A 20,831-nucleotide genomic window follows, 5' to 3' on the forward strand; every position below is an offset into this window, starting at 1 on the left:
CAACGTTTATTATTAGAATAGTAGCGGGTTTTCACACACTAACTTTTCGGTTAAACGCAGGCTTTTTTTATATTTACTTACTATGGTTTTAGCGACTAAACCGCTATTATTTTTATATATTGTTAGCCTATGTTAATTATTGCCTTAGGATGCATTTCGGGTTTCTACTTTTCTAAAGCTTAATAATTTTCTGAACCTCCAATATGTTATTTAAACGATCACTAGCTCTAATAAAATACAAACCATTTGACATTGCTGAAATATCCATGGTGTGATAATTTTCAATATTATTTATCGTTTGTAGGATTCGTCCATTAACGTCTAAGATATCAATTTTATATATCGTTGATTTACTTTTAATTGTAAATTGATTTACTATTGGATTTGGAAAAATGTCGATATAATTTTCACTAACTTGTATATCCGGTACTGTGAGTGTATTTGAGCAACTATTCAAGTGCCTTACCAAAAACTCAATCCCGCTCTCTCCATTAGTTGTATTAATGGAGAGTGCCGGGATATCTGCCTTAACTTCTGATACACCGACCGCCAAAGCAGTATTATGAATTTCTCGACCGTGAAAGGAATGATGAACTAGGTCCTGACTTGGATGAACTGCTAAGGATTGACTGCTGATGTACATTGGAGGGTCATCATTAGACAAGTGAAAAAGTTGGTCTACATCCTGTCGATACTGAATCAAAGCAGGGTCAACTAAAATCTGGGAGATAGAGTTAAAGCCGCCATAAAAATTAGAAGTTCTCTCAAAACCCATTAAGTTTTCCATTTCATCCAGCGTATAGTTAGTGCCGTTCCCGTCAAAGTTATCGAATACTTGTGTCTCCCATTTATACATATCCAGCGTAGCTTGAGAGCCATATAAGTCAACCGCACAAACTCTTGTTGATTCCTGTAAAATAGGATCTGTAGCATTTGGATCTGCCATATCAGGTAGCGTTCCCAACCAGTAGCTAGAACTTGCTCCTGCTGAGCGTCCTTGCAAGGCAATTTTTGTAGGGTCGATATATAAATCACTTGCATTATATCTAATAAATTGTAATGCTCTTTTAGCATCGTTCAAGCATTTTATAACACCTTCAGTATCCGGACCTGTATTATTAATTAATCGATAACCTACACTAGCAAAAGCAATACCGTTTTCTAAGAAATATTTAATGTCTTGTCTTCTTACAGGAGTTGTAACAATATCCGGTGTACCGCCAATATACCCTCCGCCGTGAATGAAAACGACCAAAGGGAAATTACCTGTGGTATCCGGTAAAAACAGGTGAAATACTTGTTTATTTAGGTCAATATTATCGTAGTTGATATCCCAAGCATATACTGGGTTTGGGCTGTTTACATTATAACTTGCAGGGACGGGGTTGAATTGTGGGTTGATTTGTGCTATTCCTGAAAAGGTGAATAATAGGAATGTTGACACAAATAAATTTAGTTTCATTGATTTTTTCATTAGCTAAGAGATTAGAGCATTAAACCCAGTATTTCTTAAGAATTTGGTATATCCTCTTTTTATGAAATATCCTTCAGCTTCATTGCCCTTGGATGGCCCAAGAACTAAGGTTGCCTTTTCGGTCTCCGATTTTGATTTTGCAAAAAGACCTTTTATAATTCCACCGGTTTTACTTTTGACAGTAACTTTTTTCCATTCTTTTCGTTTATTTTCAGGAATTGGGTTTATCCACTTAACCATATATTTTCTAAAAAACGGATATTTTACTATTTTATAAATCATTATCTTTTTTCTGCAAAATAGATAATACACACACAATTGAGGTTGACCTAATGTTAGGAAAAAATCTTTTTTCTGATTCTGCTTAAACTTTCTGGTTGAATGCCTAGATATTTTGAAATATCTCTAATAGAAATTTGTTGTATAATTTCTGGGTGTGTGTTGAGAAGAGATAAGTACCTTTCTTCTGCAGTTTTGGTTAGTAGTGCTTTCTCTCTTTGTACTTTTTTTAAATAGAGTTTTTCTGTTTCAATCCTACCCAATTTATTGGCTAAAAGTGAATGTTTGTAGGCTTTTTGTAGTGCCTTATATTCTATGACATCTACTACACAATCTGTAATAGCAGATATGCAGACATCTGAATGTGAATTTGAAAGAAGTGAGCTATATGGTGCGAAGAAGGAATTTTCAAAAAAAAAGTCTAAAATTATTAATCCATTTTTAGATTGAATCTCAATTTTGACAATTCCTTTGTTTAAAAAAAAACCATTTTTTTCAATTTTTTCAAATTCAGTAAAAATCGCTCCTTTTTTGAATTTTTTGCTATAAAATTCAAATGGTAAATCACCTTCAAATTCCGAATCGATATTTTTTATGATATATTCTTTGAGTGTCATTGTTTTAATTGTAGCTAACTTGATTATATGAATGTTAAATTAACCTGTTTTGTTCCCAAATGAAAGGATATGAATGATTTTTACATCACAAAATCATCTTTTTTCTTCTTGATTGTATTTAATATTATTTCTTAACAGAGATAAATATATCAATTTTATTGGAAGTCTTTCATATACTAAATATATGACAATGTAATTAATCTTATATCTACACTATTTAATATATTAACTAGGGTAGATATAAAGGTACTAAACTATACAATGAAATGCATACCCCCCTTAGTAAAAAATAGCAATGAGTAAATACTTGACTAACAGGCGATGTACAGACTGAAAAACCGTTATATATTTTACCCCCATCCCTCTATATATTTTTGTCAGCGAGATAACTTTTTAATTCTAAAAGACTATCGTAATGTGTTTTAAATGTAGGGTTGCCGTTGTTTCTTTTTACAATGTTTAAATAATTTGAAATAAATTTTGAAGGTGTGTTAATTGTTAAGTGATTGTTTAACTTAATAGGCTGGTCTATTATTGTAGTTGAGGAAAAATATTTTTCAAGTTCTTCTATGGGCCAGGTAACTATATTATTTTGTTCTGTATTTAAAAACTCTTCAAACTCTTTATACTCTAAGTCTATTGTCTTGACTGTGGTTGCTGCCTTTATTGAAGTATTTTCTTGGGGTTGTTCAAATTCCCGGGCGGCCGTGAACACTTTAATTGGTTTGCCTTCAAAGTAGTCAGCTAAATCAAAACCTTTCTTTATTTGTTCAGGAGTGGCCTTTGTTTCAATTAAGTCAGATACTATGAAAGAAGCTAAGTCTGCCAACTCTTTTGCCTTATCTTTCCATATAGTGAAGGCTCCAGCGTCAGGAAATAACAAAACAGTTTTTCCTTTTAATGATCCGCATCTTTTGCGGCTTAGGTTGTTTAAATTGCCAGAGGCTAACCAATTAAATTTTGGTAAGTATGCAGCTGCTAGTATTGCGGTTTTCTCACTTTCTACTATTGCAATTTGTTTTTCAGGGAATTGCTGAAGAAGGTGTTCACCAAATAAACATTGGTTTAACTCATAGTCTTTTAACCGTATAAGTTTATGCAGCCAGGTTATGTGTGGAAATGGTTTTTTTATTCGTTTGCCGGTTTCTTTATTGTATAGCATAATCTTTCCGGCTCTTATTCTGCCTAAGATATCAATTTGCCAAAATATGCTAGCCCCTAGCCAATGTTTTGAAGTTCCTACATGGTAAAGGCTAAATACTTTCAAAGCTAATTCTTTACCAATTTTCCCTTGATATGAAATTATATATATTCGTGGAATAAAATAAAATTGAGAGATTAATTATATATGTTTCGTGGACGCGCTTTTTTTCATACTTTTGTGACCCATGTGACCCATGTGACCCATGTGACCCAATGACCATGCAGAATAAAAGAATATTTGCCTCATTCTTATTTGTATTAATAAGTTTTGTGTGTGTAGCTCAGGCACCACCACCACCGCCTGCTCTACCACCACCACCACCAGGTTTACCTATTGATGGAGGTTTGCTTTATGGTATGGCTTTCGCCTTATTTTATGGGGTTAAAAAGTTATTACTTAAACGAAATAACTAAAATTAGTTGTTTAATTCAACAAGTTTTGCAACATATTTTCCTAAAACATCAAATTCTAAATTTACAATGGTACCTGGTCTAAAGGTATTAAAGTTAGTATGTTTATAGGTGTATGGTATAATAGCCACACTAAAAGTATCCGTCTTAGAGTTTACAACAGTTAAACTCGTACCGTTAATAGTTATAGACCCTTTTTCAATTGTAATATTACTTAAAGTGCTATCGTACTTAAATGTAAAAACCCAACTGCCTTTTTCTTCTTTTAAATGAGTGCAAATCGCTGTTTGGTCAACATGTCCTTGAACGATATGCCCATCAAGTCGGTCTCCTAATTTCATAGCGCGTTCTAGATTAACTTTATCGCCCATTTGTAATTTGCCAATACTCGTTTTGTCTAATGTTTCTTTTATGGCTGTAACGGTATATTCATCATTATTTATGTCAACAACAGTAAGACAAACTCCGTTGTGCGCCACACTTTGGTCAATTTTTAATTCATGAGTAATTTTACTTTTAATTGATATATGAAGATTATCAAGTTCAGTTTTTAAATTAGAAACAACACCTATATCTTCAATAATTCCAGTAAACATATTATTATCTGTTTATTTAGTTAAATTTGCAGTATTAAAATAATTTCAAAATTACGAACAAAAGTCGTCATTTTTAATGGAGCAAGAAGAAAATATAATAGTAGGGATATCTATAGGCGACTTAAATGGTATTGGAGGTGAAATAATTTTAAAAACGTTTGAAGACCCTAGAGTTTTAGAATTTTGTACTCCAGTAATTTTTGCTTCGTCAAGAGTCATGACTTTTTTAAAATCGCATTTCAAGTCTCAAATCAATTTTCATAACATTAATAATATGAGTGAATTAGCTCATGGAAAAGTTAATGTGGTAAACTGTTGGAATGACACGGTAAGTATTGAATTTGGCAAAGAAGACACCAGAATAGGGGCTTTTGCAATAAAATCCTTGGAGCTAGCCACTAAAGCTTTGAAGAATGATGAGATTCATGTTTTAGTAACCGCGCCAATTAATAAGCATAACATTCAGTCTGAAGCGTTTAAATTTCCGGGCCATACAGATTATTTGGCTCAAGAACTTGAGGGTGAAAGCTTAATGTTTATGATAACTGATACGCTTAGAGTAGGTTTACTTACAGACCATGTACCGGTTAAAGACGTATCAACTCATATCACCTCAGATTTAATAGAGCAAAAAATTGACACCGTATATAATTCACTTAAAAAAGATTTTAAAATTCAAAGGCCTAAGATTGCTGTTTTAGGGATAAACCCACATACCGGAGATAATGGTGTTATTGGGAGTGAAGATGACGATGTATTAAGACCGACACTCAAAAAAATAAAGGAAAGCGGGAAATTGGTTTACGGGCCTTACGCCGCCGATAGTTTTTTCGGTTCAAATAATTACAAAAATTTTGATGCTATTATTGCTTCATACCACGATCAGGGATTAATACCTTTTAAAACACTATCGTTTGGTCAAGGTGTTAATTACACTGCTGGATTAAATAAAGTAAGAACCTCACCAGATCATGGTACAGCCTATGAGATAGCTGGTAAAGGAATTGCTGATGACAACTCATTTAAAGAAGCTGTATATAGTGCTATTAAGATTTTTAGAAATAGAATGAGTTATCAACAACTTACTGCAAATCCTTTAAAAAAATCACCTAGAAAAGACCGTCGTTAAATAGTTGATTACTAGTTAGAACCCTTTAAAAATTAAGCAGTTAAAAACATAAACAAAAAAATGTTTATAACTCGTGTTAGATAAATAAAAATTTATATATTTGCAGGCTCAAAATAGATGTGATAATGAAGGCATTGAAAGAGTTTATAATCCCATTTGTGGGATTAAAAATAGGAAAACATCATTTTGAGTATAAAGTAGAGCAGACGTTCTTTGAATATTTTGAGTATGAAGATTTTAATGATGTAAAAATTAATGTTAGTCTTGAATTAGAAAAAAAGACAACATTATTAGAGTTACATTTTAAATTTTCTGGATGGGTAAATGTGAATTGTGATTTAACAAACGAACCTTATAATCAAACCATAGAAAATGAGTTTGATTTAGTGGTTAATTTTGGAGACGAATTCAATGATGAGAATATCGATATATTGATTATACCTCACGGAACCTATGAAATTAGCATTCAACAGTATATTTATGAGTTAATTATACTAGCTGTGCCAATAAAAAGATTACATCCAGGAGTTGAAGATGGCACATTAGATTCAGAAATTCTTAAAAAATTAGAAGAATTAAGCCCTAAGGTTAAAGAAAATAAAGAGGATATTGATCCTCGTTGGAATACATTAAAGAAATTATTAACGGATAAATAAAAATATAAAATGGCACATCCTAAGAGAAAAATCTCGAAAACAAGAAGAGATAAAAGAAGAACACATTACAAAGCAACTGCGCCACAGATTGCTACATGCCCAACAACGGGTGAAGCTCACTTATATCATAGAGCACATTGGCATGAAGGAAAGTTATACTACAGAGGTCAAATATTGATTGATAACTCTGAAGAAGTAGAAAACGTTGCATAAATAATTATGCATGCATATAATAAAACGCTCATTTATGAGCGTTTTTTTTATGAAATACATTTTCTAAATCACAAAAACGCTTAATTTGCATATTATTAGACCAAAATTTAGTAGTTTTCGTGAAATTTTGGACGTTTTTGTTCAATTTTAATGATATTTTGGTCGAACTAACTTAAATAGTATGAGTAAAATCTCAGCAGCAATTACAGCTGTAGGCGCTTATGTGCCAGATTACGTATTAACCAATCAAATTCTTGAAACGATGGTTGATACTAATGACGAATGGATTACATCAAGAACAGGAATCAAAGAACGCCGCATTCTTAAAGACGACGGAAAAGGAACATCTTACCTAGCCATAAAAGCAGCTCAAAACCTTATAGACAAAAAAGGAATTGACCCGAAAGATATAGAACTTGTTATTGTTGCCACTGCAACTCCAGATATGAAAGCCGCTTCAACTGCAGCTTTTACAGCTTCGGAAATTGGAGCAACCAATGCGTTTTCATTTGATATGGATGCAGCATGCTCTAGTTTTTTATTTGGTATGTCTGTTGCTTCAACCTACATTGAGTCTGGTCGATATAAAAATGTTTTGCTCATTGGCGCAGATAAAATGTCGTCTATTATAAACTATAAAGACAGAGCTACATGTATCATTTTTGGTGATGGAGCTGGAGCAGTTTTATTCGAGCCAAATGAGGAAAACCTCGGACTTCAAGATGAATATTTAAGAAGTGATGGTACAGGCAGAGAATTTTTACAAGCTACTTACGGCGGATCTTCATATGCTTTAACTGCAGAAATCTTAGAAAAAGGAGGGCACTGTGCATTTCAAGAAGGGCGAACAGTATTTAAAAATGCCGTTTTTAATATGGCTGATGCTACCGTTAAAATATTAGAACGAAATAACCTAACAAAAGAGTCTGTAGATTGGCTGGCTGCGCATCAAGCAAACAAACGTATTATTGATGCAACAGCAAAACGAATAGATTTAGACGAAGATAAGGTTATGATGAATATTCAAAAATATGGGAATACAACGTCAGCAACACTACCTTTATTATTAAATGATTACGAATCGCTACTTAAAAAGGGAGATAATATAATATTTGCCGCTTTTGGTGGCGGATTTAATTGGGGTGCTATTTATTTAAAATGGGCTTATAATTCAAAAAACTAACCACTAACTAATTAGTAAAATTATGGATATAAAAGAGATTCAAAACTTAATTAAGTTTGTTGCCAGATCTGGTGCTAGCGAGGTTAAATTAGAAATGGATGATATAAAAATCACCATTAGAACAGGATCGGATTCAGACACAACAATTGTGCATCAAGTTCCTGCCACTCAAATGCCACAACAAGTGATGGCGGCTCCTGCTTTAGTTGCGCCTGAACAAGCTGCAACATCGGCACCAGCTCCAGCAACTGCGGCTTCAGAAGATTCTAAATACATTACAATAAAATCACCAATCATTGGTACTTTCTATAGAAAACCATCTCCAGATAAACCTTTATTTGTTGAGGTAGGTCAAACTATTGCTGAGGGTGATGTACTTTGTGTTATTGAAGCTATGAAACTTTTCAATGAAATCGAATCTGAAGTTTCAGGAAAGATAGTTAAGATATTAGTTGATGATTCATCTCCAGTAGAGTTTGATCAACCATTATTTTTAGTAGACCCATCTTAATTTTAGATTATTAGATCTCTCGATTATTAGATGTTTACTATTCTAATAATCCGATAATCGAATAATCCAATTGTCTAATTATCTAATACAAAAAAGATGTTTAAAAAAATATTAATAGCCAATAGAGGAGAAATAGCACTTCGTGTTATTAGAACCTGTAAAGAAATGGGCATTAAAACGGTGGCAGTGTATTCTACTGTTGACGAAGAAAGCTTGCACGTTAAGTTTGCTGATGAGGCCGTTTGTATAGGGCCAGCTGCAAGTAGCGAGTCCTATTTAAAAATGTCCAATATTATATCTGCTGCTGAAATCACAAATGCAGATGCCATTCATCCAGGATATGGATTTCTATCAGAAAATGCTAAGTTTTCAAAAATTTGTGAAGAGCACGGTATAAAATTTATCGGTGCTTCACCAGAGATGATTGATAGAATGGGAGACAAGGCAAATGCTAAGGAAACCATGAAAGCCGCTGGAGTACCATGTGTACCGGGTAGTGAAGGTGTTATTAAAGATTTTGCTGAATGTAAAAAATTAGCGAAAGAAACAGGTTACCCTGTTATGCTTAAAGCTTCTGCCGGGGGTGGAGGTAAAGGTATGCGCGGCGTTTTTAAACCAGAAAACCTTAAAGATGCATGGGATTCTGCAAGACAAGAAAGTAAAGCGGCATTTGGGAATGACGATATGTACATGGAAAAACTTATTGAAGAGCCAAGACATATTGAAATTCAAATTGTTGGTGATTCTAAAGGAAAAGCATGTCATTTATCCGAAAGAGATTGCTCAATACAACGTCGTCATCAAAAACTTACTGAAGAAGTACCATCTCCATTTATGACCGATGCGCTTCGTAAAAAAATGGGAGACGCTGCGGTAAAAGCTTCAGAATTTATAAAATACGAAGGCGCTGGAACGGTAGAGTTTTTGGTTGACAAGAACCGTAAATTTTACTTTATGGAAATGAATACACGTATTCAGGTAGAGCACCCCATTACAGAGCAAGTAATAGATTTCGATTTAATTCGCGAACAAATTTTAGTAGCTGCTGGTGTGCCAATTTCAGGTAAAAATTATACACCAAAAATGCACTCAATCGAATGTAGAATTAATGCTGAAGACCCATATAACGATTTTAGACCATCACCCGGTGTTATTACCACCTTGCATGCTCCAGGAGGTCATGGTATTCGTTTAGACACCCATGTTTACGCGGGTTATGCTATTCCTCCAAATTACGATTCTATGATCGCCAAGTTAATTACAACGGCGCAAACTAGAGAAGAAGCTATCAATAAAATGAAGCGCGCACTAGACGAGTTTGTTATTGAAGGTATAAAAACTACTATTCCATTCCATAGGCAACTTATGGATCATCCAGACTATTTAGCCGGTAACTATACCACTAAATTTATGGAAGATTTTGTTATGGAAAAACAGGATGAAGACTAAATACTAAAGACTCCGAAATTACTTTCGGAGTTTTTTTATGGTGTTACTTTTGCGGGAAAGCAAAAGTCAGGTCATCCACTATATCTTTCTGCGAAGCAGTTCCGTGCTTGTTCGGGATCTCTCTATTAATAAATATCTAGCTAAAAAAATGTGCAGTTTTTATAGCTTTACAAAAAGGATACCGCTTCTATCCTTAACACAGTGCAAGACTTTAATTTAAAATTTTAATAACAATTATTACTCAAAATGAGCTATAATTAATTTGAATTATATGGTGTTCAGATAATATAGAAAATCAAAGCATAGCCTTGGTTACGGTTTTATTTTATATTGAAACATGGGCAGGATAGAAACGAATTATATAGTTTGTTTTGAGTAATAATTGGTATAACTTAGCTTTATGAATTTGTCTTACTGGGAAATAAAATCGTGGTTAACTAATATAGATTTTTGTATTGTTGGCAGTGGCATTGTTGGACTTAATTGTGCGCTTCGATTAAAAGAGCAGTTTCCAAAATCTAAAATTCTAATCCTTGAAAAAGGAACATTACCTCAAGGTGCCAGTACAAAAAACGCAGGTTTTGCGTGCTTTGGAAGCCTGAGTGAAATTATTGATGATCTAAACACCCATTCCGAAGAGGACGTGATTCAACTTATTTCAAAACGCGTTAACGGTTTAAAATTATTAAGACAAACCCTGGGAGATAAACAATTAAACTACCAACAACTCGGAGGTTATGAGTTGTTTTTAGATGCAGATGAAGCATTGTTCCAAAGCTGTATTTCAAAAAAAGAAACTATAAATAAATTGTTAAAACCCCATTTTAAGGATAATATTTTCAGTTTAAAAGACAATATTTTCAATTTCAAAAATGTAAATAAACAATATATTTTTAATCAATTTGAAGGTCAAATAGATACAGGTAAAATGATGGAATCATTACTTGAAAAAGCACATTCAAAAGGGATTAAAATCTTAAATAATATGCAAGTAGAGGGTTTTTCAGAAGATACCGATTCTGTAAAAATAAAAACTAATCAATTTGAGTTTTCGGCTTCAAAATTACTTATTGCTACCAACGGTTTTGCTTCAAAATTAATTAATCAAAAAGTAAAGCCAGCAAGAGCTCAAGTTTTGATTACCAAGCCTATTGAAAATTTACAAATTAAAGGCACATTTCATTTAGATAGAGGTTATTACTATTTCAGAAATATAGATAATAGAATTCTTATAGGAGGTGGGCGGAATTTAGACTTTAAAGGGGAAGAAACTACCGAATTTAATCAAACAGCTATTATTCAAAATAAACTCGAAGCCTTATTAAAAACAACTATTTTACCTGAAACACCTTTTGAAATCGATTATCGTTGGTCTGGCATTATGGGGATTGGAAACCAAAAAAAAGCGATTGTAAAACAACTAAGCAACCGTGTATTTTGTGGTGTTAGGCTCGGAGGTATGGGTGTTGCAATTGGAAGCTTGGTAGGTAAAGAATTAGCAGATTTAACAGCATGAGTATCAAACTAGAGTTATATGATTTTTGTTTAGAGTTTGTTGATAATCGTTTTCAGATCATTCAAAATACCATAAAAGAAATTCAAGAATCTTTACTTTCTGAAACTAAAAGTAGCGCTGGTGACAAACATGAAACAGGCCGTGCCATGTTGCAATTAGAACGCGAAAAATCAGGAAATCAATTGGTAGAAATTCAAAAGCTCAAAGCCATTTTGAATAAAGTGAATTCAGAAGCTAAGCATCAAAAAATTGCATTAGGTAGCGTTGTTTATACAACACAATCTAATTATTTTATTGCTATAAGCGCTGGTGAAATAGTTTTAGATTCAAAAAGGTTTTATGCCATTTCGCAGGATACACCAATTGCAAAACTATTAATTTCAAAAACAGTTGGCGACGAGGTTCTGTTTAGAAACACTACTATTAGAATTACTCAAATTTTATAGAAATAATTTAATTTATCACACAATTTATAAATTGTGATGTACCTTAACATCATGAATTTTATCTATGAAACGTTTTCTCTTTTTTGTAATTTGTTTTTGTTGTTTATCGCTAAGTTTTTCTCAAAATAAGTCGAGTATAGATTTTGTAATCCGTAATGTAGGGATAGCTGTAGATGGTCACTTCAACATTTTTAATATAGAAACTGATTTTGATAATAAAGGTGAACTTTTAAATATTAAAGGAGAAATTAAAGTAGCTTCTATTGAAACGGGAATAGAAAGTAGAGATAATCACATTCTAAAAGCCGATTATTTTGATATTGAAAACCATGAAAATATAACATGGATAAGTAAAGCAATAAATACTATAGATGATGGTGTGTTCACTATGATTGCCGATTTAACTATTAAAGGAAAAACGAAAGAAATAAGTATCACTGTTAATCGTGATAAGATTAATAATAAATATAAAATAACATCAAGCTTTAAAGTTAATCGTAGAAATTTTGATGTTGGGGGCAGAAGTATAGTAATGAGTAATACTGTGAAAATTAATGTAGTTCATTATCATAATTTATAAATGACACTACACCCATATGATTTTATAATTGTTGGAGACGGATTAGCAGGGATCACTCGTGTGATACATATAGCAAAATCAAATTTTAAGGAATTATCTATTGAAAAAACACAAGCCAAAAACATAAAGTTTGTGGTAAGTCTGTATCTAACTAAATACTGCCCTATTTAGGCGTAAAGATGTATGTGTTTGGAGGATTTTTAGACAATATGTTTGCGTTCCGTACTTTTCAAGGAGAGTACTGTACTGTTCTAAAATCAGAATTTGGAATTTATTTAAAAGCAAAACCCTGGTGTAAATACCAAATGAGTATAAGTTAAGACCTTAATTACGGAACATGTAATGGAAAAATTAAAAAACATAATAACAACCATCATAAAATTCAGAATAGCAATTATTGTTATTCTAGCTGTTTTAATGGGTTTTTCTGGCTATCAGACCCTAAAGAAACTTCGCGTTGATAACTCCCTATCGATTTGGTTTTTAGAAGACGACCCTAGCTATAAGGCGTATATTGATTTTCAAGAAAAATTTGGTTCTGATGAAATTTTTATAGCCATGCTTCCTGTTGAAAATGCTATTGGAAATACAGAAAAATCAAAGCTTTTAAAATTACATGAATCTATAGATTCACTTTCTTTTGTAAAAACCTCTTTCAGTTTAGCAAAGGCAAAATACCCTATTTACGCAAATAGTAAAATCAATTTCGATGATTTATATAACACAAAACGCAGTGAAAAAGGATTAAAAAGCCTACTGTCAAAATTGCCAAATATTTCCGCACAACTTATAACAAAGGATTTTAAAAATCAATTTTTCTATATTCAGCTTAATCCAACACCAACCATTGAAGAAAAGCGGCAAAGTATTGGCGGTGAAATAAGAGGTATCATTGAAAAACAATATTCAAATTATTATCTAACCGGCCCTCCAGTTTTAAACGAAGCGTATAGTAAAGGCATTTATAAAGAAAGTATGCTGTTTGGTGGGTTAACGGTTTTAGTTATTACATTATTGCTCCTCTTTTTATTACCCAATAAACGCTATTTATGGGTGTCGTTACTCTCGGTTGCCGTTCCTCTAACTTTGTTGTTTGGCATTATTACATCTTTAGGATTTGCATTGAATATGATCTCCATGCTAATCCCAACAATCTTGATGGTTTATAGTGTGAGTGATGCGGTTCATATTATAAATATTTATCATAAAGAAGGGTTTTCAGATAACACTATTAAAAAAACTAAACTGATAACTTTAGCTATCAAAAAAAGTTTCATACCTTGTTTCTATACCACGCTTACTACCTTTGTTGGTTATTTTGCATTATACTTATCGCCTCTACCAGCTTTTAAAAACATGGGGGTTTTTACCTGCATTGGGTTGGTTTTAAGCTTCTTTTTGGTATATGTCATAACCATAATCGGGTTTAGTTTTATGACACTAAATTTCGAAAACACAAAACCTATAATATCTTTTAAAAGTGTAAATCAGCGTCAATTTATAAATTGGTTAAATCGTTTTACAACGCAGTATAAAACACCTTTGATTGTTTGTTTTACTTTAATTTTGTTTTATGGAATCTATGCTATTTTTCAAGTTAAAATTGATACTAATTCACGAAACCTTTTGGCTGAAGGTAAAGCAAAACAGGATTTAAGAATTGTTGAAAATGAGCTTAATGGAAGCTCCAGACTTCAATTAAATATATTAACTAATAATGGAGAAACAATCTTGAATGTTGAAGCTATGAAACATTTGGAGAATTTTCAAAAAAAGCTAGAAGCTAATCCTTTAATAAACGCACCCGTATCCGTGGTGAATATTAAAAATTTCTTAGAAAAGCGAATGCCGATGTTGTTTCAGACAAACGCATCTCAAGATAAGATGGAAAGTACATTATCTTCGGTTGATAATGAAGATAATAATTTTTTTAAGTTATTTTCTGAAGATTTTACATCAGCAGGAATAACTATTAGTTTTAAAGAGATAAAAACATCTCAGCTAGAGCAGTTATTATTTGAAGTAGAGCGTGATTTTGAAGACACTTTCCCTGTTGAAAAGTACACACTAAAAATTAATGGTTTTGCTGTCGTTTTTGCACAACTAAATAACTTCATTTTACAAACCCAATTCAAATCTTTTTTCGCTGCTTTTTTTGTTGCTTTTTTATGTCTTTGGTTTTTTATAAAAAGTTTGCGAACGACCTTGCTTATATTAATCCCAAATTTATTACCGTTAACTATATTGGCTATTTTCATGAGTTTATTAAATATCCCCTTGGATGTAACAACCGCCATGATAACACCAATTATGCTTGGAATTGCTATGGATGACACCATTCATTTGGTTTATAAATATAGGAGAAGTAAGGACATACAAGGCACACCGGAAGCACGTATGAATAACGCCATGGAATATACAGGGAATGCTCTGTTTTCAACTACTATTGCCTTGGTTGGTGGGTTTTTAATTATAAGTTCAAGTGCTGTACCATCGGTACGAGATTTTGGATTACTTTGTGCAATAACAGTGGCCATTGCTTTAATTACTGATATCTTTTATTTACCAGCCTTATTGAAGACTTTTGATAAATAATTTATTTGAAAATATCAATGTAAACTATTGCATTTTTCTCCAATTTAAATTGATTTTCAAAAAACAAAACATTGCCATCTAAAACAGCTTCAACTAAATAATAGGGTCCTTTAAAATAAGAATGCTTAACAACCGCTTCTAATTTAGAACGCTTAACAATTTTTAACTGATTTGCATAAACTATTTCGTTATTTATAATATTGAATTCACCAAAAAAAGATGCAATTAAAGGGGTTGTGGGGTTTTTATAAAGTGTTTCTGGTAAGTTGTTTATAGCGATTTGTTTTTGGTTTAAAACAATCATACGGTCTGCGAAACCTAGCACATCGTCTTTGTCGTGAGTCGCTACTATACAGGTGATATTTTCATCTTTTAAATATTTAAAAACACTTCTGCGAAGACTTTGTTTTTTAAAATTATCAATATGGCTAAAAGGCTCATCTAACAAAATAATTTCAGGTTGTTTGGCTAAAGCCCTAGCTAACGCCACACGTTGTTTTTGACCACCACTTAAGGTTTTAACTTTAATTTTCGCAAATTTGGTGAGCTCAACAACTTCAAGTAATTCTGCAGTACGACGTTGTTTTTCTTCTGGATAAAAATTTGAAAGAAACTTTCCTATATTTTCCTCAACAGTTATAAAGGGCATCAAGTCAAATTCTTGTGCGACGTACTTCATAAAATCATGACCAACAACCAAGTTATATTTTGGACCCAAGATTTCTTCATCTTTCCAAAAAACATGCCCTTCAATTAAATCATATTCACCATATAAAATTTTCAATAAGGTGCTTTTTCCGGAACCACTTTCTCCAATAATGGCAATATTTTCACTCGGTTTTGCCTTAAAAGAAATATTCTTTAAAACTGGTGTTTTATCATAAGAAAAAGTAAGGTTTTTTACATTTAACATAGCATCGCAAAAATAGTACAAAAAAATACGCTTCTAAAGTAGAAGCGTATTTTAAGTATATGGATAATGATTTTATCCTTTTATTTTTTCATTGGCTTTTGATGGTAAAACTTCAAACCCCATATTGTAAAGTGTAAAGCAGTAAATATCTACATATTGCTCAATAATTTTACTTACAGGTGTTCCTGCTCCATGACCACCATCGGTTTCAATACGTATTAAAGTTGGATTTTTGCCTGCTTGTTTACTTTGTAATTCGGCTGCAAATTTAAAACTGTGTGCAGGTACAACTCGATCGTCATGGTCTCCAGTCGTTATTAATGTTGCAGGGTATTCAATACCCTCTTTAACATTATGTACTGGCGAATACCCTTTTAAGTATTCAAACATGTCTTTATCGTCTTCGGAAGTTCCATAATCATACGCCCAACCTGCTCCAGATGTAAAGGTGTGGTAACGCAGCATATCTAAAACACCTACCGCGGGCAAAGCTACTTTGGCTAAATCAGGACGTTGAGTCATAGTGGCACCAACTAGTAAACCGCCGTTAGAACCACCTCTTAAAGCTAAAAAATCTGATGTGGTATAATTGTTACCAAATAAATATTCCGCAGCAGCGATAAAATCATCAAATACATTTTGCTTTTGCAATTTTGTTCCTGCTTTGTGCCATGCTTTACCATACTCGCCTCCGCCACGCAGGTTAGGAACGGCTAGAATACCACCTTGTTCCATCCATATAGCATTTGAAATACTAAAATTAGGTGTTAAACTAATATTGAATCCACCATAACCATAAAGAATAGTTGGATTTTTACCATTTAGTTCTAAGCCTTTTTTATGCGTAATAATCATAGGCACTTTTGTCCCGTCTTTAGAAGTATAAAATACTTGATTACTTTCATAATCTTCTGGGTTGAAATCTATATTAGATTTATGAAACAATTCAGAAGTACCATTTTCAATATCGTACTTAAAAATATTTCCTGGAGTTTTATAGTTTGTAAATGAATAGTATAACTCTGTTTCTTCTTTTTTTGTTCCAAATCCTCCAGCGCTACCAAATCCTGGTAATTTAACTTCTCTTATTAGTTCACCCTTGTAATCGTACTGTAAAACTTTTGAAACAGCATCTACCATATACTCTGCAAAAAAAGAGCCTCCACCTACTGAAGGGACTAATACGTTTTCAGTTTCAGGAATAAAATCAACCCAATTTTCAGGAGTAGGGTTTGATGCATCAACTGTAACAATTTTTTTATTTGGTGCATTTAAATTTGTTACTATAAATAACTTACTTCCTTCATTATCAATCACATAAGAGTCACTTTCTGTATGCTCCATGATGGTGACTAATTTACTGTTTGGTTTTGTGAGGTCTTTAATGTATAACTTATTTCCTGATGTGGAAACTTTAGGTGAAATTAACAAGTAACGATTGTCTTCTGTTACAGTTCCATATATATAACGGTGTTTTTCACTAGGTGTTCCTCCATAAATTACTAGATCATTTTTTTGTGGTGTTCCTAATTTATGATAGTAAACTTTGTGCTGATCTGTTTTAGCAGAAAGTTCACTGCCGTTTGGTTTGTCATAACTGGAATAATAGAACCCCTCGTTTTTATACCAAGACATACCGCTAAATTTGATGTCAACAAGTGTGTCTTCAATAATGTCTTTACTTTCAGTGTTCATAATCAATACTTTTCTCCAATCGCTTCCGCCTTCAGAAATGGAATAGGCTAAAATTTTACCGTTTTTTGAAAAACTTGCGCCCCCAAGAGAAATGGTGCCATCTTCCTTAAAAGTATTAGGATCTAAAAAAATAGTTCCGGTATTAGGGTCTTCTCCCGTTTTATATCGATAGATAACATATTGGTTTTGAAGCCCATTGTTTTTATAGAAATAGGAATAATCACCTTCTTTAAATGGGGCTCCTATTTTTTCATAATTCCATAATTTTGATAATCGCTTTTTAAGTTCTTCACGATATGGGATGTTGTCTAAATACCCAAAAGTAGCGTTGTTTTGAGCTTCAACCCAAGCTTCGGTATCTTCACTTCTGTCGTCTTCTAGCCAACGATAAGGATCTTTAATCTTTATATCAAAATATGTATCTACAGTGTCTACGGTTTTAGTTTCTGGGTAATTCACAGTAATATTGTTTGTTTTTTGTTTTTCTTCTGTACAAGCCATTAAAATTGCCACGCATAGAAGTGTGGTTGTAATTTTTTTCATGATTGATGAATTTTGAATTTATCAAAAGTAAACAAAAAACTCCTGTATAATAAATACAGGAGTTTAGTAATATAATCTAAGATCAAATCTACACTAAATTATTTTCGATTAAATCTTCAGCTATTTGAATCGTATTGGTTGCGGCGCCTTTTCGAAGGTTATCGGCAACAATCCACATATTTAACGTATTTGGTTGCGTTTCATCTCTTCTAATACGTCCAATAAAAACCTCACCTTTATCATGTGCAAAAATAGGCATTAGATAAGTGTTTGACCTGTGTTGTATTGGACCACAACCCTAAAAGTGTCTTATTCAAATTTTACAAAACCCTAATGCTATATATTAGGTATTCCGAATAACGGTCAGGGTCTTCGACTTGAACGCCGAAATAAGCATTTAAATATATTTCTTAAAACAATAAAATATTGAGCAATTCAAATTGATTAGTTTATTAATTAAAATAAATACTATTTATCTCTTTTGAATATTGCTATAAGTCGTCTTATTTTTAATATATCAATAATTTTTTCAGTTTTACCTAATCCAATTAGGTGTATCAATTTTAATCTTTGAATAGATAGAAATGACATCCAAGCATTATTGTAATGATGTATTGTATATGTTTTTTTTGATCTAAATATTTTACCTGTTTGATGATTTTTAGGACTAAAATATTCAGAGGGATATAAAAAGAACGAATTTTTATTTTCAACTAAATTAGAAATGTTTTTTACTTCATTAAATTTTAGTTGAATTATTTTTTTATTTCTCTCAATCTGAGATTGCATTATTATAGGTAAAACAAGCATGTCAAAATCGCCATCTTGTTTTATAAACCGGCGATTATCATAATAATTGATACAATCTAGTACCCAGTCAGAATTTTTTTTAGCACCAAAAACAGCCGCTTCAATAAGACTATCATATTGACTACCAATAAAATATGGCAAATTAAGGAGGTCATCAAAATTTTTTAAAACTTCGACGTCTGTGTCTAAATAAATCCCACCGTATTTATAAACCGCTAGTAATCTTATATAATCTGATACAAATGCGTATTTTTTGCTTTTATAGGCCTGTTGTGTCCAAATAGTTGTTTCTACGTTAAATCTATTAGTATCCCAAAGAATAAATTCATAATCAGGTAATTTAACTTTCCAAGATTCAATACATTTTTTTATAAGTTTAGGATATTCATCGGTACTTAGCCAACAAAAATGGATTATTTTAGGAATCATATTTAAATTTTTAAAACATTTAAACCAAATTATTATCGATTAAATATTCAGCTATTTGAATCGTGTTGGTTGCGGCGCCTTTTCGAAGGTTATCGGCAACAATCCACATATTTAAAGTGTTTGGTTGCGTTTCATCTCTTCTAATACGTCCCACAAATACCTCATCTTTATCATGTGCAAAAATAGGCATTGGATAAGTGTTTGTGTCTGTGTTGTCTTGGACCACAACCCCTGGAGTTTCATGTAATAATTTACGAATATCAGCTAAATTAAAATCATTTTCAAATTCAACATTTACAGACTCCGAATGTCCACCAGCAGTAGGTATCCTAACGGCAGTTGCCGATATCGAAAATGTTCTATCATTCATGATTTTTTGAGGTTCTCTGGCTAATTTCATTTCTTCCTTGGTGTATCCATTGTCTTCAAAAACATCACAATGTGGTAATGCATTTCTTCCAATAGGATAAGGGTAAGCCATTTCGCCTTTAACACCTGCGATTTCATTTTCGAGCTGGCGGACTGCTTTAATACCTGTTCCAGAAACGGATTGGTATGTTGAAACCACAACACGCTTCATTTTATATTTTTTGTGAAGCGGATTTAAAGCCATTACTAATTGAATGGTAGAACAATTAGGGTTTGCTATAATTTTATCTTCTGTAGTTAGTTCGCTAGCATTTATTTCTGGAACTACTAATTTTTTGGTAGGATCCATTCTCCAAGCTGAAGAATTATCAATCACAGTAGTACCAGCTTCAGCAAATTTAGGAGCCCATTCTAATGATGTATCTCCTCCCGCAGAAAATAAAGCAATATCTGGTTTCATAGAAATAGCTGTTTCTAAACCAACGACTTTATAATCGGTTCCTTTGTAGGTTAATATTTTTCCAACTGAACGCTCGGAAGCAACAGGTATTAATTCTGTTACAGGAAAGTTGCGCTCTGAAAGAACTTTTAGCATCACTTCGCCAACCATTCCAGTGGCACCAACAACAGCTACTTTCATATTTTTTTGTTTAATAAATTTCTTTAGCAAAACTAGGTATTAATTACATTTTAAAATCTAAAAAAAGCCCTCATTTTTAAAAAATGAGGGCTTTTTAACAACAAATAACACAAAGTTATTTATTTAACAGTTTGTTATTTTTTTAACAAATCTCTGATTTCACCAAGTAAATCTTCTGGAGAAGGACCAGCAGGAGCTGGAGCTTCAACAGGTTTTTTAGTTTTGTTATATGCTTTAACTATCATGAACATTACAAAACCAACGATGATAAGATTGATAATTGTATTAATCCAGGCACCATAAGAAATTACAGCGGCTCCAGCTTCTTTGGCAGCTGCAACAGTAGCATACTCTTTTCCGTCCATGGTAATGTGAAGTTCTGCGAAATCCATTCCACCTGCAAAATAACCAATAAAAGGCATTGCAATATTATTTACAAATCCTTTAATCACAGCGCCTAGGGCTCCTGCCATAATTACAGCAACGGCAAAGTCGATTACATTGCCTGTCATAATAAAATTCTTAAACTCTTTTAACATAATATTAAATTTTTAGTTAGTACAATTTAGACACA

General features: G+C 32.6%; 22 protein-coding genes and 1 pseudogene. 12 read left to right on the plus strand and 11 right to left on the minus strand.

The window, feature by feature from the left end:
* Window positions 1-172 precede the first annotated feature (172 nt).
* From QZ260_RS12170 to QZ260_RS12185, 4 genes are all read right to left on the minus strand, one after another.
* Window positions 173-1,474 (minus strand): T9SS type A sorting domain-containing protein, encoded by a 1,302-nt coding sequence (locus tag QZ260_RS12170; RefSeq protein WP_295986630.1) that lies wholly within the window; start codon window positions 1,472-1,474, stop codon window positions 173-175.
* Between the two features lie 3 nt (window positions 1,475-1,477).
* Window positions 1,478-1,756, minus strand: a complete 279-nt coding sequence (locus tag QZ260_RS12175; RefSeq protein ID WP_295986633.1) for a hypothetical protein — start codon at window positions 1,754-1,756, stop codon at window positions 1,478-1,480.
* 53 nt (window positions 1,757-1,809) lie between these two features.
* Window positions 1,810-2,370, minus strand: a complete 561-nt coding sequence (locus tag QZ260_RS12180; RefSeq protein ID WP_295986634.1) for a Crp/Fnr family transcriptional regulator — start codon at window positions 2,368-2,370, stop codon at window positions 1,810-1,812.
* A gap of 364 nt (window positions 2,371-2,734) precedes the next feature.
* Window positions 2,735-3,709, minus strand: coding sequence for a DUF6371 domain-containing protein (locus tag QZ260_RS12185; protein WP_365969654.1), 975 nt, complete (start codon window positions 3,707-3,709; stop codon window positions 2,735-2,737).
* An 83-nt stretch (window positions 3,710-3,792) separates the two neighbouring features.
* Here QZ260_RS12185 and QZ260_RS12190 point away from each other — a divergent pair, with 83 nt between their 5' ends.
* Window positions 3,793-3,987: a PID-CTERM protein-sorting domain-containing protein gene (locus QZ260_RS12190; protein WP_295986637.1), complete on the plus strand. Its 195-nt coding sequence runs from the start codon at window positions 3,793-3,795 to the stop codon at window positions 3,985-3,987.
* A gap of 2 nt (window positions 3,988-3,989) precedes the next feature.
* Here the strand turns inward: QZ260_RS12190 and QZ260_RS12195 are convergent, their stop codons facing one another.
* Complete coding sequence (locus tag QZ260_RS12195) at window positions 3,990-4,580, minus strand: riboflavin synthase (RefSeq protein ID WP_295986638.1); 591 nt, start codon at window positions 4,578-4,580, stop codon at window positions 3,990-3,992.
* Window positions 4,581-4,656: 76 nt separating this feature from the next.
* Between QZ260_RS12195 and pdxA the strand changes: the two genes are divergently transcribed.
* The 11 genes from pdxA (at window position 4,657) to QZ260_RS12250 (ending at window position 14,858) form a co-directional block, all read left to right on the plus strand.
* Entirely contained in the window at window positions 4,657-5,709 is a 1,053-nt protein-coding gene (gene pdxA, locus QZ260_RS12200; protein ID WP_295986640.1) for a 4-hydroxythreonine-4-phosphate dehydrogenase PdxA, read from the plus strand.
* 125 nt (window positions 5,710-5,834) lie between these two features.
* Window positions 5,835-6,365, plus strand: a complete 531-nt coding sequence (locus QZ260_RS12205) for a DUF177 domain-containing protein (RefSeq protein ID WP_295986642.1) — start codon at window positions 5,835-5,837, stop codon at window positions 6,363-6,365.
* 9 nt (window positions 6,366-6,374) lie between these two features.
* Window positions 6,375-6,578, plus strand: coding sequence for a 50S ribosomal protein L32 (gene rpmF / locus QZ260_RS12210; protein ID WP_295986643.1), 204 nt, complete (start codon window positions 6,375-6,377; stop codon window positions 6,576-6,578).
* Between the two features lie 181 nt (window positions 6,579-6,759).
* Entirely contained in the window at window positions 6,760-7,761 is a 1,002-nt protein-coding gene (locus tag QZ260_RS12215) for a beta-ketoacyl-ACP synthase III (protein ID WP_295986644.1), read from the plus strand.
* A gap of 22 nt (window positions 7,762-7,783) precedes the next feature.
* Window positions 7,784-8,272, plus strand: coding sequence for an acetyl-CoA carboxylase biotin carboxyl carrier protein (accB, locus tag QZ260_RS12220; RefSeq protein ID WP_295986645.1), 489 nt, complete (start codon window positions 7,784-7,786; stop codon window positions 8,270-8,272).
* A 96-nt stretch (window positions 8,273-8,368) separates the two neighbouring features.
* Window positions 8,369-9,721, plus strand: coding sequence for an acetyl-CoA carboxylase biotin carboxylase subunit (accC, locus tag QZ260_RS12225; protein ID WP_295986648.1), 1,353 nt, complete (start codon window positions 8,369-8,371; stop codon window positions 9,719-9,721).
* Window positions 9,722-10,121: 400 nt separating this feature from the next.
* The gene (locus tag QZ260_RS12230; protein ID WP_295986649.1) at window positions 10,122-11,237 is read left to right on the plus strand and encodes an FAD-dependent oxidoreductase; all 1,116 of its coding nucleotides are present in this window, start codon (window positions 10,122-10,124) and stop codon (window positions 11,235-11,237) included.
* A complete protein-coding gene (locus tag QZ260_RS12235; protein ID WP_295986651.1) occupies window positions 11,234-11,683 on the plus strand; it encodes a 3-oxoacyl-ACP synthase in 450 nt (149 codons plus the stop codon). Before QZ260_RS12230 ends, QZ260_RS12235 begins: the two co-directional genes overlap by 4 nt.
* Before the next feature lie 64 nt (window positions 11,684-11,747).
* Entirely contained in the window at window positions 11,748-12,263 is a 516-nt protein-coding gene (locus QZ260_RS12240; protein ID WP_295986652.1) for a YceI family protein, read from the plus strand.
* The gene (locus QZ260_RS12245) at window positions 12,264-12,434 is read left to right on the plus strand and encodes a hypothetical protein (RefSeq protein WP_295986654.1); all 171 of its coding nucleotides are present in this window, start codon (window positions 12,264-12,266) and stop codon (window positions 12,432-12,434) included. It abuts the gene before it with no gap.
* A 171-nt stretch (window positions 12,435-12,605) separates the two neighbouring features.
* Entirely contained in the window at window positions 12,606-14,858 is a 2,253-nt protein-coding gene (locus QZ260_RS12250; protein ID WP_295986655.1) for an MMPL family transporter, read from the plus strand.
* 1 nt (window position 14,859) lies between these two features.
* Here QZ260_RS12250 and QZ260_RS12255 read toward each other — a convergent pair whose 3' ends face one another.
* From QZ260_RS12255 to mscL, 6 genes and pseudogenes are all read right to left on the minus strand, one after another.
* Window positions 14,860-15,771 (minus strand): ABC transporter ATP-binding protein, encoded by a 912-nt coding sequence (locus tag QZ260_RS12255; RefSeq protein ID WP_295986656.1) that lies wholly within the window; start codon window positions 15,769-15,771, stop codon window positions 14,860-14,862.
* 72 nt (window positions 15,772-15,843) lie between these two features.
* Complete coding sequence (locus QZ260_RS12260; protein ID WP_295986659.1) at window positions 15,844-18,009, minus strand: prolyl oligopeptidase family serine peptidase; 2,166 nt, start codon at window positions 18,007-18,009, stop codon at window positions 15,844-15,846.
* An 88-nt stretch (window positions 18,010-18,097) separates the two neighbouring features.
* Window positions 18,098-18,283 (minus strand): annotated as a pseudogene (locus QZ260_RS12265) (Asd/ArgC dimerization domain-containing protein); the annotation flags it as partial.
* 194 nt (window positions 18,284-18,477) lie between these two features.
* Entirely contained in the window at window positions 18,478-19,248 is a 771-nt protein-coding gene (locus QZ260_RS12270) for a glycosyltransferase (protein ID WP_295986661.1), read from the minus strand.
* A gap of 19 nt (window positions 19,249-19,267) precedes the next feature.
* A complete protein-coding gene (locus QZ260_RS12275) occupies window positions 19,268-20,257 on the minus strand; it encodes an aspartate-semialdehyde dehydrogenase (protein WP_295986663.1) in 990 nt (329 codons plus the stop codon).
* Window positions 20,258-20,391: 134 nt separating this feature from the next.
* Window positions 20,392-20,796 carry a large conductance mechanosensitive channel protein MscL gene (mscL, locus tag QZ260_RS12280; protein WP_295986666.1) on the minus strand — a complete coding sequence of 135 codons (405 nt, stop codon included), beginning with the start codon at window positions 20,794-20,796 and terminating at the stop codon, window positions 20,392-20,394.
* Between the last annotated feature and the right edge of the window lie 35 nt (window positions 20,797-20,831).

Origin of the sequence: uncultured Algibacter sp. (genome assembly GCF_905480415.1) — a bacterium.
In the GTDB taxonomy this organism is placed as follows: domain Bacteria; phylum Bacteroidota; class Bacteroidia; order Flavobacteriales; family Flavobacteriaceae; genus Algibacter_B.

Excerpts from the sequence above, each read along its gene's own strand:
- QZ260_RS12170 (WP_295986630.1), bottom strand. The coding sequence starts at position 1,474 with ATGAAAAAATCAATGAAACTAAATTTATTTGTGTCAACATTCCTATTA.
- QZ260_RS12175 (WP_295986633.1), bottom strand. The coding sequence starts at position 1,756 with ATGATTTATAAAATAGTAAAATATCCGTTTTTTAGAAAATATATGGTT.
- QZ260_RS12180 (WP_295986634.1), bottom strand. The coding sequence starts at position 2,370 with ATGACACTCAAAGAATATATCATAAAAAATATCGATTCGGAATTTGAA.
- QZ260_RS12190 (WP_295986637.1), top strand. The coding sequence starts at position 3,793 with ATGCAGAATAAAAGAATATTTGCCTCATTCTTATTTGTATTAATAAGT.
- QZ260_RS12195 (WP_295986638.1), bottom strand. The coding sequence starts at position 4,580 with ATGTTTACTGGAATTATTGAAGATATAGGTGTTGTTTCTAATTTAAAA.
- pdxA (WP_295986640.1), top strand. The coding sequence starts at position 4,657 with ATGGAGCAAGAAGAAAATATAATAGTAGGGATATCTATAGGCGACTTA.
- QZ260_RS12205 (WP_295986642.1), top strand. The coding sequence starts at position 5,835 with ATGAAGGCATTGAAAGAGTTTATAATCCCATTTGTGGGATTAAAAATA.
- rpmF (WP_295986643.1), top strand. The coding sequence starts at position 6,375 with ATGGCACATCCTAAGAGAAAAATCTCGAAAACAAGAAGAGATAAAAGA.
- QZ260_RS12215 (WP_295986644.1), top strand. The coding sequence starts at position 6,760 with ATGAGTAAAATCTCAGCAGCAATTACAGCTGTAGGCGCTTATGTGCCA.
- accB (WP_295986645.1), top strand. The coding sequence starts at position 7,784 with ATGGATATAAAAGAGATTCAAAACTTAATTAAGTTTGTTGCCAGATCT.
- accC (WP_295986648.1), top strand. The coding sequence starts at position 8,369 with ATGTTTAAAAAAATATTAATAGCCAATAGAGGAGAAATAGCACTTCGT.
- QZ260_RS12230 (WP_295986649.1), top strand. The coding sequence starts at position 10,122 with ATGAATTTGTCTTACTGGGAAATAAAATCGTGGTTAACTAATATAGAT.
- QZ260_RS12235 (WP_295986651.1), top strand. The coding sequence starts at position 11,234 with ATGAGTATCAAACTAGAGTTATATGATTTTTGTTTAGAGTTTGTTGAT.
- QZ260_RS12240 (WP_295986652.1), top strand. The coding sequence starts at position 11,748 with ATGAAACGTTTTCTCTTTTTTGTAATTTGTTTTTGTTGTTTATCGCTA.
- QZ260_RS12245 (WP_295986654.1), top strand. The coding sequence starts at position 12,264 with ATGACACTACACCCATATGATTTTATAATTGTTGGAGACGGATTAGCA.
- QZ260_RS12250 (WP_295986655.1), top strand. The coding sequence starts at position 12,606 with ATGGAAAAATTAAAAAACATAATAACAACCATCATAAAATTCAGAATA.
- QZ260_RS12255 (WP_295986656.1), bottom strand. The coding sequence starts at position 15,771 with ATGTTAAATGTAAAAAACCTTACTTTTTCTTATGATAAAACACCAGTT.
- QZ260_RS12260 (WP_295986659.1), bottom strand. The coding sequence starts at position 18,009 with ATGAAAAAAATTACAACCACACTTCTATGCGTGGCAATTTTAATGGCT.
- QZ260_RS12270 (WP_295986661.1), bottom strand. The coding sequence starts at position 19,248 with ATGATTCCTAAAATAATCCATTTTTGTTGGCTAAGTACCGATGAATAT.
- QZ260_RS12275 (WP_295986663.1), bottom strand. The coding sequence starts at position 20,257 with ATGAAAGTAGCTGTTGTTGGTGCCACTGGAATGGTTGGCGAAGTGATG.
- mscL (WP_295986666.1), bottom strand. The coding sequence starts at position 20,796 with ATGTTAAAAGAGTTTAAGAATTTTATTATGACAGGCAATGTAATCGAC.